The following is a 15,092-nucleotide window of genomic DNA, read 5'->3' as shown; positions in this document are numbered from 1 at the left end:
AGTACCAATTTGATTAAATAGATTAACAAAAGGGAGATTCATATGACTAAATCTTATCAAGCTTTGGTAGAAGACAAAATTTATTTTGGCGGAGCTCAAGACGTTGAACAAATGGTTACGGAGGAAGGCGTCGAAGTAGTCGTGGATCTGCGTGAAGAGGCTGAGGAATGCGCGTATCCTACAGATACCGTTCAGTGGATTAAAGTGCCTTTGGGAGACCATGCAACAGAGCCGGAAGGAGAGCTCTTCCGCACGGCAATTCAGGAAGTGGTGGGCGCTTATCGAGCAGGAAAAAAAGTTGCCTTTCACTGTGGCGGGGGAAAAGGACGCACGGGTACCGTGGCGGTCGGAACACTGCGTGAATTGGGGCTTGCCGAGTCTTTAGAAGAAGCCGAGAAACAAGCTAAAGCCATACGGCCCATCATTGCAGTAAAGCCAAATCAATGGGAAGCGTTAAAAGCGATCTATCCCCATTAAGCGTTAGTTAGATGTAAGGGTTCGTTATGCTAAAGAGGCTATTCCTTGAGAATAGTCTCTTTGTCATTTTATCGATTTTATTGAGGTATACCGAAATGGGGGAGTCACTTTTTATGAATATGAATCTGAAATTGCCATTATTTATTGTTACAGGGGCCAGTGGTGTAGGAAAAACAACGGTTATGCAGGGACTGCGAGCTCTTTTGCCGGATTTCGATGTATTTATATATTCGGCATTTAATATTTAGAATTGAAGACATAAGCGTTCAACTGTGGCAGCGGGCGTTTCATTAATCAAACGGATAAATCCTTGAACAACTTTGCGAATTTTTTGTACCGAGTCGAAGAAGACATTATGAATTACGGATGATTTTAACCAGCCCCACAATTCTTCAATCATGTTCAAATTCGGACTATACGGAGGCAAATAAACCAAGGTGAGTTTGGCTTGATGTTCTTTTAAAAAAGGCTGGATGAGGTCTGCGTGATGAATTCGTGCATTGTCCAAAATCATCACGATTCGGTCGCCTTCATACTTTTCCAAGACGCGTTCCAGAAAGGACAAGAATTCTTTGGCGGTATACTGTTCTTCTTGTACGCAAAACACTTCGCCGGATTCATAATCCAGCGTCCCGATCAGCTTCGCTCCCCAATGCTTGCCGTAGGTGGGAATGATTTTTGCTGCCCCTTGGGAAACCAGGTACGAGAAAGCGCTTGGTAATCCCGGATCATGGACTCATCTTCAAACAGAATCCGGTCGATGCGCCCAGCGAGGAGTTTTTTAACTCCTGAAAGTGTTCTTTGAATTCTTCTTGTTTCTGTGGGTCTGCTTTAGCCAGTGTGTAGGTCGGCTTCGTAAAGCTAAGCTTCAAACGGTACAAAAGGTCTCGTGTCCCTCGATCCGAATACCGAATATTCCACTTTTGTTCGATCCATTTCCGAACGAGTGGAGAAGTCCAGTTCATCTGGGAAGGAAATCCTTGATCCTCGGGCGTTTGATTCGTTATCACTTCATACACTTGTTGCTCTTGTTCAGCAGTTAACAAGCGATGTCGTCCTGGAGGACGTCCGATTTGTAGCCCCTGCATCCCTTGCTCTCGGTAAGCTTTGCTGTAGTTATATAAGGTCGCAACCGTTCGTCCTGTCACTTCGGAAATTCGTTCGTAGGATTCGCCAAGTAACAGCAGGAGGATCGTCTGATACCTTTCGTGCATCCGTAAATCTTTGTTTATTTTCATCGCGGCTTTGATTTCCAGAATGGCTGCTGCTTTGTGTTCTTCTGCCACACCAACTCGTACACTCATTTGTATCGTCTCCAATAATCATCGTATTGAAGACTATTATACTGGAATTTATTTCTTTGTGGGTTGTGCATGATCGCTCAACTCAATTTATTTTTCGCCGGGTATATAGCACGGATATTGATAATTTTGGAACAACTGCTGCTAAGTTGGAATACCAAGACAGGTATAATTTATTGCTTCATTTTGCAAATTTTGTTGCGAAGTCCGGTAGAGGAACGATTATATGCGGTACGTTTATGCCCTGGGATGCAGAGGTCTTCGAAACCGGAGGATAAAGCAATGTGGAGCAAATAAAAAAGTACGTCATGTTGAAGTGGAGTGAACGGAATATTTCTGCTAAGTAACAGGAAAACACGACCAGTCGCGAAAGGCGGCGCTTCAGAGCATTGGGGCATTGTGCCGGATGTGATGACCATCGCCAAGGGTATTTCCAGCGGGTATATCCCTTTAGGCGGTGTCTTGAAATCATCGAATCCGAAGGGCTTGTCGAGAATGCCCGGCAGCGAGGTGAAGAATTGCTTGCCGGATTGAAGATATCATTCGAATTATGAGAGAATGTATATCTGAGATAACCCAAGAGGTGTCAGCCGGGTGATTCACCAACGGAAGTGAAGGAGGAAACGAATGATGTTAATAGGAACGAACCCATGCTGACTACCATGAACCGGATGTTTGATCGGATCTTGCCATGGATTACCCCCACCAGTCTGATTGCCGGCATGCTGTTCACTGTATGGTTGAAGCCATACGGTTTTTTATCCACCTGGTTATTTGCTTTTATGACGCTCGCGGGAAGTTTGGGGACAAGCTCCAGAGACTTCGTCCGTGTGTTCCGGCGGCCGGCGCCGATGTTGTGCGCTCTGATTCTTCTTCATTTTGTCATGCCGATTGTTGCATGGCTGCTCGGGATGGCGCTCTTTAGCGGGGATGTTGAGACGATTACCGGCCTGGTGCTCGGAACCGCGATTCCGACAGGCGTTACGACCTTATTCTGGGTAGCGCTCAAAGGAGGAGACGTGACGTTGACGATTGCAGTCATCCTGCTGGATACTCTTCTTGCTCCGTTTGTCGTTCCAGGAATGCTGTCTTTACTGTTTGCTTCGGAGGTGCATATTGATGCGCTGGGGATGGTATGGAAACTCTTATTAATGATCGTGTTTCCGTCGCTGCTTGGAATGTTCATCAATCATGTTACCAGGGGACAGGCTAACCGGATATGGAAGCCCCGTCTCGCGCCGTTGTCCAAGATCGCGCTTGGAGGGGTGGTTGCGCTGAACGGGGCATTCGTCGCACCGTTCTTCATTCATTTTGAATGGAAGCTTGCGGGGATTCTCGGAACAGTGATTCTCTTAACACTCATCGCTTACCTATTCGGCTATTCGACAGGGAGATGGGGATGGAAGAAGGAAGCCGGCGTCATGATTTCGCTGACTTACACGGTTGGAATGCGTAACATAAGCGCTGGAGCGGTAATTGCGACTACGTTCCTGCCGGCCGCCGCGGCGCTGCCCGTTTGTTTAGCCATGCTTGTTCAACAATTGATGGCATCTATGGTAAGCAGCTTGCTGAGCAAATTAACTGACATTAAGCTGATCACAACCGATAACTCCCCATTGAAAAAAGCAAAGTAAGATTCATATGAACAAATATTAATACTTTGCGTCGACGGTACAGACTTCAAGTGTTAAAATATTCTATATTTTTACTTAGCCAGGAAAAGAGAAGTGGGAAGGAGCGCTAATGGGGAGTCCGGCGTGAGACAGCATCTTAACTTTTGGCGATCGGCTTTACGACCGTGCCGCAAGAACTGCCGTATCGCGGCTCCTCGCGTTCCATTACCTTGTTCACTATGGAATGCCTGAAAATAATCTCATGTGTACAAATGGTACTTCCGTTGGCTGTTTCACCTGTTAATCGGAAATAGAGGGGGACAAATAATGATTGAGCTCGAACGTAAGGATTATCACAAAGCGCTGCCGCTGCTTGACCAAGTGAAAATTAACACAATGTTTGCCGGAGTGGTATTGAGGCAACATATTCCAGGCCATGTATATGTAGATTCCCGGGAGAATCCCCGTGCATTTTATGTAGCTCATCCCTATAGAATGTCACTGCTGTTCGGTGATTCGGGAGATGATTCATTCACTCACGGACTATTTGATTACATAACCAATCAATCGGCAGCAAGGCAGCAGATGGAATGGCTGCAGGCCGATCCGGCCGGAGAATGGAGCAGGGTCATTGATTCCATGCTAACTTCCCATAACGACAGTCTTGAGAATCGCGGGTTGTCGCTCGAAGACTTGGAAAACAAAAAGATTCATAGAAACACCAGAGTCAACTTCAGCTTTGACCGTGACGCTTACCTGGATGCGAAGCGGAATTTTCCGAGGCACGAAGAGCCGGTAGTCAGTATGACCAAAGAGTTGTTTTTGGCCCAAAGCGGATCGGTAGTTCCTCGTTTCTTCTGGCGGGATGCCGAGCATTTTGCCGAGAAGGGCGTAGGTTATTCCCTGCTGCAGGAGGGAGAAGTCGCTTCTTCCTCATTCTCGGCCTTCATAACGGCCAGTCAGCTTGAGATTGGAATCGAGACGGCAGATGCCCACCGGGGAAAAGGATATGCCACCTCCGTATGCTCCGCGCTAATCGACTATTGTCTAGAGCGTAATCTGGAGCCGGTATGGGCCTGCCGACTGGAAAACAAAGGATCTTACAATCTGGCGCAGAGGCTGGGCTTTCGTCCGACGGTCACCTTGCCTTACTATCGGCTGCCTTTTTAAAAAAGGCGACCGTTTGCGATGATTAAAGATTTTGGTGGAACTAGCTCCATATTAGCATTTAATCCGTGACAAAACTTGGCGTAAATCATAAAAGCAGGCGACCACTTACCGTGTAAAGTAAGTAGTCACCTGCTTTTCTATTAATGACTGGAGATCTCAGGCTTCTTCCGCAATTATCTTTTTCAACTTCATTTCGGACTCTTTCTCGGATGCTTGCCCAACTTGTTTGATGAAGAAGGAGAGCAGCAAACCGATGATGCCGATTCCCATAATAACGAGATAGGCATACACATTTCCAATTTTTCTTTCTTCCATTACAGCGACAATCCATAGACAACCCGGAATCTCAGCAAACATCGGCTTAATCAGGTCATATTGATTTATTTCCAAAGCAATCATATGTATCCTCCGAAATGTTCATTATCTATGCATATTTAGCATAATTCCGTCATGCTGAATATGCAATAAATTAGTCCACACAACTAGAACAGGACAAATAATGAGAAAGCAATCCTAACCCGATAAAATCAACGTTAAACATTAGTAGGAGGATGGATTCGAAAAGAGGGGGGGTCAATGAAAAGGAAGTGTGTATAATAAGAACATATGAAATTTAAATGTTTTCTAGGGTTCCGCGACAGTCGTGTCGGTCTGGTCCGAGAGAAGACTCACAGCCTCTAGGCTGTGTCACGGAGGGATAAAAGCCCGGGAGATGAACTGCTTATTTGCAGTTTGTTTCTCAGGCTTTTTTATTGTTGCTAAATGGAGCCACTACTATATGTAAATGAAATAAGGAGTGTGACAGAAATCAATAAAACTTGGTTGTCCGTCATTATTGCAGCTTGCTTTGAGGTTGGTTGGGTCATTGGACTGAAACATGCTGAAGGTTTACTTGAATGGGGTGCTACACTGATCGCCATCCTCGTCAGTTTTACTTTAATGATCGCTGCTTCCCGCTCACTTGATGTGGGTACCGTATATGCCGTATTCGTTGGCTTGGGTACAGCAGGGACCGTACTCGCAGAGATTATTTTATTCAATGCGGCTGTACAAACCGGAAAAATATTGCTTATTGGAGTTCTTTTACTTGGAGTGATTGGTCTTAAAATGCTAAGTAAGGAAAAAACAAAGGAGCTGCATAAGTCATGAATTGGGTATTTCTTATTTTGGCAGGTATATTTGAAATGACAGGGGTTCTCATGATTAACAAGTTGCACAAAGACCGTAATCTGTTATCCATTGTTCTCCTGATTATAAGCTTTGGATTGAGCTTCTTATTCATGTCACTGGCTATGAACACCCTTCCGATGGGAACGGCTTATGCGGTTTGGACTGGAATAGGTGCTTCCGGCGGAGCTATTCTCGGCATGATATTTTATGGGGAATCCCGTAATGCCTTGAGAATCGTGTTTATTGCTATGGTACTTGGATCTGCAGTAGGTTTAAAACTTGTCAGTTGACCTAATTTACGACATCTCAACTGTTTTATCTGCGTACTGTTCGATAATAAATGTCCTGAAAAGCTGTGCGGAAGGTGGCATATAATGATTTTCACTCCAAGCAATGCCAATGTTTCTGGTACACCTCGGCTCCTTAAGCTTCAGCCACGAAATGCCGTCCATTTGTAGTGCAGGAGCGGCAGGAAGTATCGAGACACCAAGTCCTGCCGATACGAGTCCGGCAACAGTAATGACCTCATCACCTTCGAACTTAATTTTAGGAGTAAACCCCATTTTATGAAAATAAAGGTACAAAGTATCTCGCAAACCACAATTGGATTTAATGCCTATAAAGGGTTCATCCATAATTTGATAAAGATCGATTTCCTTATTTTTCGATAAATGATGTTCGGTTGGAACGGTGACAAATAATTCTTCCGTCAGTAAATCTAGTTTCAGTATCCCTTCTTTTAAAACGGTGGAAGAGGTTATGAAAAAATCACACTTACCTTGCTCTAGTTTTTGCATCGCTGCATCGTTGGAAAATTGGGAAAGTTCAAATCGGATGTTAGGGTATCTTTTGCCAAACTCGCTTAGTATTCTAGGTACCATTTGAGTTCCAATTATATGCAAAAAAGCTAACGAAACGCTGCCGGAAATTGGATTTAGTTCTTCCAACAGTTCCTGTTTTCCTTTTTCAACCTCTGAAATTGCCACCTCTATTCGTTTCAGAAACATCTTCCCATACCGATTAAGACAAACCTTTCGACCTTGGCGTTCGAAAAGCGGAACTCCCAACTCTTCTTCAAGCTTTGCGATGGAACGGCTAAGAGCAGGCTGGGTAATATGCAGCACTTTTGCAGCCTGAGTAAAATGCTGTATCCGAGCTACCGTTTGAAAATATTCGAGTTGATTCCACTCCATTTAAAGAGCACCTCTCTTTTACGATACATTACTGTAATGTATCCTTTTGATAATTATCATAAATTGGACGCATGAATATGTCTACTGATATCATTTTTTTGTAGTAAGACTCAAGAAAGGAATGATTTCAGTGACCAATAAACTGAAACCACGTATCGTGGGCTGGGATGGGGCGGGTGCAACGGAATCTTACTCGCGAACAAAAGGAATTATGTTAATACTAACTTGCTCAATATTATGGGGAGTATCAGGTACTGTTGCTCAGTATGTGTTTCAAGAACAAAATCTGAGTGTAGAATGGTTAACTGTCGTACGTTTATTATTATCAGGTGTTTTATTGTTAGCATTTTCTTATAGAAGAGATAAAAATCATATATGGAAAGTTTGGCAAAATAGAAGAGATGGATTAAGCCTTACACTATTTAGTATCTTAGGTATGTTACCTCTTCAATATAGTTTTTTAGCAGGGATTCAACATGGAAATGCAGCCACGGCTACAGTGCTTCAGTTTTTAGGTCCTGCAATAATTACTTGTTATTTAGCCATTCGTTCTAAACGACTGCCTACTTTAAAAGAAGTCAGTGGTGTATCGCTAGCTATTTTAGGAACTTTTTTTCTTGTTACACATGGAAATATTCATAGTCTATCCATTTCTGGATGGGCACTATTTTGGGGATTGAGTTCGGCGCTTGCACTCGCTTTCTATACTTTGCAACCTTATCGATTACTGCTAAAGTGGGGATCTGATATTGTAGTAGGTTGGGGAATGTTAGTGGGGGGCTTAGCACTTAGCTTCATTCATCCTCCTTGGCAAATTGAGGGGCAATGGTCTTTCCCAACTTATGCAGGGGTTCTATTTATTATCATATTTGGAACCCTGGTAGCTTTCTACTGCTACTTAGAAGCTTAAGATATCTTAGTGCTTCTGAAACTAGTACCTTGACCTATTTTTATTCTAGTTTTATGCTCTTTCTATAAGAAAAATATGGGAGGGCAAGCAAATGAACAAAAAATACGAGGTTCGGCTTGAGCCGAAAGAACGTGAAAGAATTGAACAACTTCTTCATGCCGAAACGACATCTCCCGGCATTCGCCGCCGCTGTCTCGTGCTGCTTCTTTCGGATGAAAATCAAGGTGCTATTCCCAAGCAGACTGAAATTGCCAGTCGTTCAGGAGTCAGTAATGCAACCGTTTTTTACACCGTTAGAGACTACTGTACCCACGGACTGGAGCAAACGCTCTGTTACCGCCGCCGTGCTGAACCGGCACGCCCTTCACCGATCACCGGTGAGGTGGAAGCCCGAATTATTGCATTAGCCTGCTCTGAGCCTCCAAAAGGGTATGCGCGCTGGACGATTCGTTTGCTAACGCGCCGAGTCATTGAGCTGAATATTTTAGAATCGGTCGGACGAGAAACCATTCGGACGACTTTAAAAACGAAACTTAAGCCTCACCTGAAAAACAATGGTGCATTCCCGCCAAATCGAGCAGTGAATTCGTCGCTCGGATGGAAGACGTCTTAGAGACCTATGCCCTGCCTGATGACCCTGAAATCCCGCTCATTTGTATGGATGAACAGCCGATCCAGCTGCTCGATCATTCGCGCCCACCGCAACCTATGAAGCCAGGACAGGTTCTGCGAGAAGACTACGAGTATGTTCGCAAAGGCAGCTGCAGCCTGTTTCTGTTCACGGAGCCGCTCGCCGGGTGGCGTCACGTGCAGGCTTCGGAAAGACGCACAAAATCCGATTGGGCTCTGCAGATCCAAGAACTGCTGGAGGTCCACTACCCAGAGGCGAAACGGGTTCGGCTCGTGATGGATAACTTGAATACCCATACGATCTCGTCCTTGTATGAAACCTTTCCGCCTGAACAGGCGTTGGCTTTGGCAAAACGGCTAGAGATCCATTATACCCCTAAGCATGGAAGTTGGTTAAACATTGCTGAGATAGAACTCAGTGTAATGACGATCCAATGCCTGAACCGCCGAATCACCTCTATTGAAGAATTGCAGGGCGAGGTGTCCGCTTGGGAAACCGAACGCAACCGAATTCAGAAATCTGTCGATTGGCAATTTACCACGGAGCAGGCACGAGGCAAGTTAAAGCATTTGTATCCTGAAATTTGATCTAGTCAAGGTACTAGTACAGCATCAGAATTAAAATAGTTAACTTTTGGTAGATATGATATAGTCGAGAGAAAAAGAGGTATCGACTATGAAACTACGTGCATATGCGGTTTGCTTGACCCCGGATCAGCAGAAAGAATTACAAGGGGTGTGCTCAAAAGGGAAAGTGGCCGCACGCTCACTCCGGCGAGCACAAATTCTGTTGTGGGCGGACGAGAACCGGGTGGGCGGCAAGCTTTCGGACACCACCATTGCGGAGCAATTACACATCCACACCAACACGGTATATCTGGTCCGTAAGACCTTTTCGGAAAAGGGATTACAGGCTGCTGTCGAACGAAAAAAGAGACTGACACCGCCAAATCCTCCAAAGGTTACCGGCGAACTGGAGGCGAAAATCATCGCGCTCAGTTGCAGTACTCCGCCCGCTGGAAGAAGTCGGTGGACCCTTCGACTTTTTAGCAGACAAGACCGTTGAACTGGGTTACATTGACAGCATTTCGTACGACACGGTGGACCGCATTTTAAAAAACGAACTCAAGCCCCATCTTCGTAAGTGTTGGTGCATTCCACCGAAGCAGAATGCAGCGTTTGTGGCAGCCATGGAAGATGTATTAGAGGTCTACCATTTACCCTACGACAGCGAATGTCCCGTGATTTGCATGGATGAGAAACCGTTCCAACTGCTGGATGACGCTCGAAAACCGATCCCGATGAAGCCCGCCAAGCCGCTGCGTGAAGACTCCGAATACGTACGTCATGGGACCTGCAGTATCTTTATCTTCACTGAACCGCTTGTGGGCTGGAGACACGTCAGCGTTCGTCCTCGCCGCACAAAAATGGAATGGGCGGAGCAAGTTCGAGAACTGTTAGACGTACATTACCCGAGTGCACCCAAAATTCGTTTAGTGATGGATAATTTAAACACGCATTCGATCGCCTCGTTGTATGAAGCCTTTGAACCGGAAACCGCCTTGCGTCTAGCCAAACGGCTCGAAATTCATTACACCCCCAAACATGGCAGTTGGCTGAACATTGCTGAAATTGAGCTGAGCGTAATGACGCGCCAATGTTTAGCAAGACGAATTCCGTCAATAGAAGAATTAGCAAGCGAACTGACCGAATGGGAATCTGCTCGTAACGCTTCTCAAAGAGGTATAGATTGGCAATTCACTACCGAAGATGCACGGATAAAACTTAAAAGGCTTTACCCACAATTTAAAGACTGATGCTGTACTAGTTTATTGTCTTCCGTAGAGCCTTTATCCGCAGCCTTATTATCAGTTATTTGGCTGCATGTAACTTTTGATTTTGCAGAATGGATAGGAGCATTGTGTATTATAAGTACAATTTTTATCTTGTCAGCTAAAAAGAAAGAAGTAAAAGAAATTAATTGTTAGCAGATTAAAAAGACTCAACCAGTGCAACCCAGTGTTTTATTGGGGGACACTGGTTAAGTCTTTTTGGAAACGAGTTATACTTGGACTCACCCTGAATATTCAAGAAAAGCTATCGCATAACCTCCCTGGTTAGAACAATAACAGGTGCAAGTTTGGGCTGCCCGACTTTCTATGCACGATGAATGGTACAATGTGAATAAAAGTAAAATTTAAACTACCCGGAAGGATGGTAAGCATGAGCGAATCTAATCAGGAGTATATCGTAATCTCGGGTGCGAGGGAAAACAATCTGAAGAACGTATCCTTGCGCATTCCTAAGCGGAAGATCACGATCTTCACCGGGGTATCCGGATCCGGCAAGTCATCGATCGTCTTCGATACGATCGCCGCAGAATCCACGCGATTGCTGAATGAGAACTTTAGCATGTTCGTGCGGACTTTCCTGCCCCGCTATCCGCAGCCGGATACGGACGCGATCGAGAACCTGAGCATGGCTGTTATTGTGGATCAGAAGCGGCTGGGCGGCGGTTCCCATTCCACGATGGGCACGATTACCGATATCTCTCCCATTCTCCGTCTTCTCTTCTCCCGAGTGGGTCAGCCCTATGTTGGACAAGCGAACATGTTCTCGTTTAACGATCCGCAAGGCATGTGTCCCGAGTGCAGCGGGATCGGCCGCAGGCTGGGCATTGACATGAGCAAGGCGATGGACAAGTCAAAGTCGTTGAATGAAGGTGCAATCATGCTGCCGGACTATAAGGTGGACAGCTGGGATTGGACGATGATCGTGCAGTCGGGGTTCTTCGATCCAGGCAAGAAGTTGAGCGATTATTCGGGTGAGGAGCTGGAGGAACTTCTGTACGGCAAGGCGAGGAAGGTGGAGATGCAGTTCGGCGGGAAGGCAGTGAATATTACAGTGGAAGGCATCATCGAGAAGTTCACCAACAAGTACATCAAGCGGGATGTGAAAACGATGTCCGAGCGCACACAACGAGCGGTTGCACCGTACATCTCCGAGGGTCAGTGCTCCAGCTGCCGCGGCGCGAGACTCAGTCAGGCTGCGCTCAACTGCAGGATCAATGGACTCAACATTGCGGAGCTGTCCTCCATGGAGATCGCACAGCTCATTCGCGTCATTCGGGAGATTGACGACGCGATCGCCGCGCCGGTCGTCAAGTCGCTGACGGAGCGGCTGCAGCATCTGGTGGATATCGGACTTGACTACTTGACGCTGGACCGTGAGACGGATACATTGTCCGGCGGCGAGTCGCAGCGCGTCAAGATGGTGAAGCACCTGAGCGGCAGTCTGGTGGATGTCACTTACATCTTCGATGAACCCAGCGTTGGCTTGCACCCCCGTGATGTACACCGGTTAAATGGGTTGCTTCAGAAGCTGCGCGACAAAGGCAATACCGTGATCGTCGTTGAGCATGATCCCGATGTGATCAAGTTGGCGGATCATATCGTCGATGTCGGGCCTCACGCCGGCAGCCGAGGCGGTACCATCGTGTATGAAGGGAGCTTCCAAGGCCTGCTGGAAGCAGGTACACTGACAGGCACCCATATGAAGCGGCCGCTCCAGCTGAAGCACGATTACAGGCAGCCATCCGGCAAGCTGTCCATCAAGGATGCCCTACTTCACAACCTGCGGAACGTGAGTGTAGATATTCCAACCGGAGTGCTGACAGTAGTTACGGGTGTCGCCGGCTCGGGCAAGAGTACGCTGATTAACGAAGTATTCCTCAGCCAGCATCCGGATGCGATCGTCATCGACCAATCGGCGGTAGGAGTGTCAACACGCTCGAATCCCGCGACCTACACGGGCATTATGGATGATGTGCGCAAGGCGTTTGCTTCCGCGAACAAGGTGGGCCAAGGCTTGTTCAGCTTCAACTCCAAGGGGGCTTGCGAGAATTGCCAAGGGCTGGGTGTTGTGTATACAGATCTTGCATTCCTCGACAGTGTGAAGCTGCCATGCGAAGTATGCGGAGGCAGACGGTTCAAGGAAGAGGTGCTCGCATACAAGCTGAACGGCAAGTCAATTGCAGAAGTGCTGGAGATGACTGTTGAGCAGGCATTGGATTTTTTTCAGCTAAAAGAGGTTGTTCGCAAGCTCCAGGCGATGAGTGATGTGGGGCTGAACTATATTACACTCGGCCAGCCGCTCAGCACGCTCTCGGGCGGGGAATGCCAGCGCATCAAGCTGGCAAGCGAGCTGCATAAGAAGGGCAGCATCTACGTGATGGACGAGCCGACGACCGGCCTACATATGTCAGATATCGGTCACCTTCTGGGGATCATGAACCGCCTCGTGGATGCAGGCAATACGGTGATCGTCATCGAGCACAATCTCGATGTGATCAGCCAAGCGGATTGGATCATCGATATGGGACCGGACGGAGGCAGCAAGGGCGGCCAGGTGGTGTTCGAGGGCACACCGGCGCAGATCATCCATGCGGAGCAGTCGATCACGGGAAGATACTTGATGTAATGCGTTCAATCCACTTTCGTAATGTATGAGATTCGTAATTTCTCAGCATGACAAGGAGAACATATTAAAGGTTAAACTAACGTATGCTCAACCAGGGCTGCGTCCCATAAGAGATTTCAGGAGGCGAGCTTCCTTAGTTCGCCTCCTTTGAAGCTCGCCAATTTCAGGTTTTGGTGCGGCAACAATTTCACGCGGATATCGGCTCTCAGCCCGCACAGTGATTGGCTTTCTGCACAAATACCGTGATTTACAAGTAGGCTTTATATATAAATCGGTCCCGATCTATTCCAGCGCGCTGTTAAGCCTGCTGCAAATAATCGGAATGATGGGTAAAGCCCAGTCAGATCAAGCGCAGCACGCTGCAATAGCGACTGGCGCAGCGCGGCTATGACGGATTTGTATCATTTTCAGAGGACGTGAACGGTAGAACAAGCTGTAACAATCGTTGTTCCCCTTGCCACTCATCCAGAAGACGGACCTATTTGAAAGAAACAGCAATACTAACCGGCCTTGTTCGCATTGATGCGGCAAGGTCCGTTTATTTTTGCCCCTTTTTCGAGGTTTCAATTTTGTTCCTAACGCACCAAACGGGTCCATCGAAACAAAAATGTGCGTTCTGTTCAAATGCCCGCCTCTGCTTTTATAATGAGCAAAAGGAAAGCGAGGTGCAGCATGATTCCATATCGACTGACTTCGGGAAACTGGAGTATCGCATGGGGAACTCCCCTTGATCTTAAAGCGCGAATAAGCAACCCTTTGTTGCATCGTAATAACGAGTACTTGCATGCAGTCGAAGAATTGCCGGACCTGTGGGAATGGGATCTCCCCGAAGGAGTCTACAGGGCAAAGGACATCGTGCTCGAGGCCGGGATCATTCTCGCCGCAATCGGCATCCAACTCGGCGACGCAGCCAACTCAAAAGCACTGTTGGACAATCTTCAGTCAAGCCTGGCGACGGCCGGAAGGGAGGCGGTCCTGCCGCTGGAACAGCTGAAGGCGGAACACGAGGACGATTCCCGTTCCGAGTTGTCCGACCAGGCCAAACGCATCGGAGAAACCATCGCGAATTGGGCAAGGGAAGAAGATAAGCAAGCGTCGGCGCTTAAGCGTTACGGAGAACGCACCCTCCGCCGCCTCACCATGAGGAGCCGATGCGACCAGCACTTATGGACTCCGGACGTCGTCCATTTGCTAACCGGGCCTTCCGGTAGTCCTGCTGTGATGCAATTGTTCAATGAGTATCTTCATCAGCTCATCCTTCTCAGGGATGCGCTCATTCCGTTCGAAAATTGGGAAGAAGTGCTTCTAGAGCGCAAGGGAACCGATCGGGAAAGAGGTTTGCGATGGCTGGAAGAAGCTCGCAACGAATTTCTGGCCGTGCTGTTGACCCGAAAAATTCCGCATAAGGCGATCGTTCGCTATGCCCAGCGGGTGCTGAGTCCGGAACTCTCCGCCGCCGGATACGGGTTCCAATATCGTCTCGGCACGATCCTTCCCGCCTCCATCGGGAGGCCGATCATCGCCGCTTCGAAGGCCCTTCTCCGCTGGCATCCTGTCTGGACGTACAAGGCGGGCGTGACCGATTATCCGGAGCCGGCGACATTCGACTATGCTTTGGACGATTATTATGCCGCGCAGCGAAGCGCGCTGGAATCCGCTCCTTCGGAGCGGACCGGTTCGTCAAGTTCGCCTCCGTCTCTTGCAGCCATTCGCGAAGCCGGACTCGTCCCCGTCGCAACTGATTCCGGCCGTGTGCAACTGCAACTGATATTGCCGACTCCCGAGCGTGAATACGCCGTGGATCTCGGGCAGGCGCTGAGAGGTCACCGCTATTTGTACCGGCCGCAGCGGGAAAATCCCGATGCGGAGCAGCCGGACACTTCGTGTGCAGAACCGGGTGATTTGCCTGTCCATGAGGCCGATTCGATCCTGGTCCTGCCGGGACTTGTAACGGCCGGGGCAGGCGTTCATTCGGTTGCCGCGTATGGAAATCCGCTGGTGCAGTGGGCTCTGTTGGGCAAGTTATATCCGGAAAATATCGTCGCCAGCGAAGGTGTTGCGGGATCGGCGCTCGGATCAGCCAACGAATCGGGCAAAGGGTTCGGTGCGAAGTTTCTGTTTGACGGGGCGGTGCGGTTGACCGACTGAC

At 47.8% G+C, this 15,092-nt stretch carries 14 protein-coding genes, 2 pseudogenes and 1 riboswitch; of the genes and pseudogenes, 13 read left to right on the top strand and 3 right to left on the bottom strand.

Annotation, left to right across the window (positions count from 1 at the left end):
• Positions 1-42 precede the first annotated feature (42 nt).
• Positions 43-477: a protein-tyrosine phosphatase family protein gene (locus PUR_RS13735; RefSeq protein WP_179035727.1), complete on the top strand. Its 435-nt coding sequence runs from the start codon at positions 43-45 to the stop codon at positions 475-477.
• A gap of 113 nt (positions 478-590) precedes the next feature.
• Positions 591-725 carry a hypothetical protein gene (locus tag PUR_RS26305; protein WP_269474657.1) on the top strand — a complete coding sequence of 45 codons (135 nt, stop codon included), beginning with the start codon at positions 591-593 and terminating at the stop codon, positions 723-725.
• Here the strand turns inward: PUR_RS26305 and PUR_RS13730 are convergent.
• Positions 722-1,763: pseudogene (locus PUR_RS13730) on the bottom strand (IS630 family transposase). The gene PUR_RS26305 and the pseudogene PUR_RS13730 overlap by 4 nt on opposite strands.
• 665 nt (positions 1,764-2,428) lie before the next feature.
• On the opposite strand from PUR_RS13730, the gene PUR_RS13720 reads away from it, so the two are divergent.
• On the top strand, positions 2,429-3,412 hold the full coding sequence (locus PUR_RS13720; RefSeq protein ID WP_179035726.1) for a bile acid:sodium symporter family protein: 984 nt from the start codon (positions 2,429-2,431) through the stop codon (positions 3,410-3,412).
• Positions 3,413-3,718: 306 nt separating this feature from the next.
• Positions 3,719-4,561 carry a GNAT family N-acetyltransferase gene (locus PUR_RS13715; protein ID WP_179035725.1) on the top strand — a complete coding sequence of 281 codons (843 nt, stop codon included), beginning with the start codon at positions 3,719-3,721 and terminating at the stop codon, positions 4,559-4,561.
• 156 nt (positions 4,562-4,717) lie between these two features.
• Here PUR_RS13715 and PUR_RS13710 read toward each other — a convergent pair whose 3' ends face one another.
• Positions 4,718-4,960 carry a hypothetical protein gene (locus PUR_RS13710; protein WP_179033490.1) on the bottom strand — a complete coding sequence of 81 codons (243 nt, stop codon included), beginning with the start codon at positions 4,958-4,960 and terminating at the stop codon, positions 4,718-4,720.
• Positions 4,961-5,174: 214 nt separating this feature from the next.
• Positions 5,175-5,275, top strand: a riboswitch (guanidine-I (ykkC/yxkD leader).
• Between the two features lie 93 nt (positions 5,276-5,368).
• On the opposite strand from PUR_RS13710, the gene PUR_RS13705 reads away from it, so the two are divergent.
• A complete protein-coding gene (locus tag PUR_RS13705) occupies positions 5,369-5,710 on the top strand; it encodes a DMT family transporter (RefSeq protein ID WP_232101876.1) in 342 nt (113 codons plus the stop codon).
• The gene (locus PUR_RS13700; RefSeq protein ID WP_179035723.1) at positions 5,707-6,021 is read left to right on the top strand and encodes a DMT family transporter; all 315 of its coding nucleotides are present in this window, start codon (positions 5,707-5,709) and stop codon (positions 6,019-6,021) included. The genes PUR_RS13705 and PUR_RS13700 overlap by 4 nt, the downstream gene beginning before the upstream one ends.
• 6 nt (positions 6,022-6,027) lie before the next feature.
• Here the strand turns inward: PUR_RS13700 and PUR_RS13695 are convergent, their stop codons facing one another.
• Complete coding sequence (locus PUR_RS13695) at positions 6,028-6,924, bottom strand: LysR family transcriptional regulator (RefSeq protein ID WP_179035722.1); 897 nt, start codon at positions 6,922-6,924, stop codon at positions 6,028-6,030.
• A 211-nt stretch (positions 6,925-7,135) separates the two neighbouring features.
• On the opposite strand from PUR_RS13695, the pseudogene PUR_RS13690 reads away from it, so the two are divergent.
• From PUR_RS13690 to PUR_RS13660, 7 genes and pseudogenes are all read left to right on the top strand, one after another.
• Positions 7,136-7,866: pseudogene (locus PUR_RS13690) on the top strand (DMT family transporter); the annotation flags it as partial.
• A 59-nt stretch (positions 7,867-7,925) separates the two neighbouring features.
• Complete coding sequence (locus PUR_RS13685) at positions 7,926-8,447, top strand: helix-turn-helix domain-containing protein (RefSeq protein ID WP_179035721.1); 522 nt, start codon at positions 7,926-7,928, stop codon at positions 8,445-8,447.
• Entirely contained in the window at positions 8,432-9,052 is a 621-nt protein-coding gene (locus tag PUR_RS13680) for an IS630 family transposase (RefSeq protein WP_179037911.1), read from the top strand. Before PUR_RS13685 ends, PUR_RS13680 begins: the two co-directional genes overlap by 16 nt.
• Positions 9,053-9,140: 88 nt before the next feature.
• A protein-coding gene (locus PUR_RS13675; protein WP_179035720.1) for an IS630 family transposase occupies positions 9,141-10,281 on the top strand; the annotation gives its coding sequence in 2 pieces (ribosomal slippage) (positions 9,141-9,509 and positions 9,511-10,281; 1,140 coding nt in all).
• A gap of 15 nt (positions 10,282-10,296) precedes the next feature.
• Positions 10,297-10,452: an EamA family transporter gene (locus tag PUR_RS13670; protein ID WP_179035719.1), complete on the top strand. Its 156-nt coding sequence runs from the start codon at positions 10,297-10,299 to the stop codon at positions 10,450-10,452.
• Between the two features lie 235 nt (positions 10,453-10,687).
• On the top strand, positions 10,688-12,943 hold the full coding sequence (locus tag PUR_RS13665; RefSeq protein WP_179035718.1) for an ATP-binding cassette domain-containing protein: 2,256 nt from the start codon (positions 10,688-10,690) through the stop codon (positions 12,941-12,943).
• Between the two features lie 672 nt (positions 12,944-13,615).
• On the top strand, positions 13,616-15,091 hold the full coding sequence (locus tag PUR_RS13660) for a hypothetical protein (protein ID WP_179035717.1): 1,476 nt from the start codon (positions 13,616-13,618) through the stop codon (positions 15,089-15,091).
• The last annotated feature ends 1 nt before the right edge of the window (position 15,092 follow it).

Source organism: Paenibacillus sp. URB8-2, from assembly GCF_013393385.1.
GTDB lineage: Bacteria > Bacillota > Bacilli > Paenibacillales > Paenibacillaceae > Paenibacillus_AQ.
Note: the sequence above shows the minus strand (reverse complement) of the source record. Positions and strands in the feature narration are given on the sequence as shown.

Coding starts and splice junctions, on each gene's coding strand:
- PUR_RS13735 (WP_179035727.1), top strand. CDS start 43: ATGACTAAATCTTATCAAGCTTTGGTAGAAGACAAAATTTATTTTGGC.
- PUR_RS26305 (WP_269474657.1), top strand. CDS start 591: ATGAATATGAATCTGAAATTGCCATTATTTATTGTTACAGGGGCCAGT.
- PUR_RS13720 (WP_179035726.1), top strand. CDS start 2,429: ATGCTGACTACCATGAACCGGATGTTTGATCGGATCTTGCCATGGATT.
- PUR_RS13715 (WP_179035725.1), top strand. CDS start 3,719: ATGATTGAGCTCGAACGTAAGGATTATCACAAAGCGCTGCCGCTGCTT.
- PUR_RS13710 (WP_179033490.1), bottom strand. CDS start 4,960: ATGATTGCTTTGGAAATAAATCAATATGACCTGATTAAGCCGATGTTT.
- PUR_RS13700 (WP_179035723.1), top strand. CDS start 5,707: ATGAATTGGGTATTTCTTATTTTGGCAGGTATATTTGAAATGACAGGG.
- PUR_RS13695 (WP_179035722.1), bottom strand. CDS start 6,924: ATGGAGTGGAATCAACTCGAATATTTTCAAACGGTAGCTCGGATACAG.
- PUR_RS13685 (WP_179035721.1), top strand. CDS start 7,926: ATGAACAAAAAATACGAGGTTCGGCTTGAGCCGAAAGAACGTGAAAGA.
- PUR_RS13680 (WP_179037911.1), top strand. CDS start 8,432: ATGGAAGACGTCTTAGAGACCTATGCCCTGCCTGATGACCCTGAAATC.
- PUR_RS13665 (WP_179035718.1), top strand. CDS start 10,688: ATGAGCGAATCTAATCAGGAGTATATCGTAATCTCGGGTGCGAGGGAA.
- PUR_RS13660 (WP_179035717.1), top strand. CDS start 13,616: ATGATTCCATATCGACTGACTTCGGGAAACTGGAGTATCGCATGGGGA.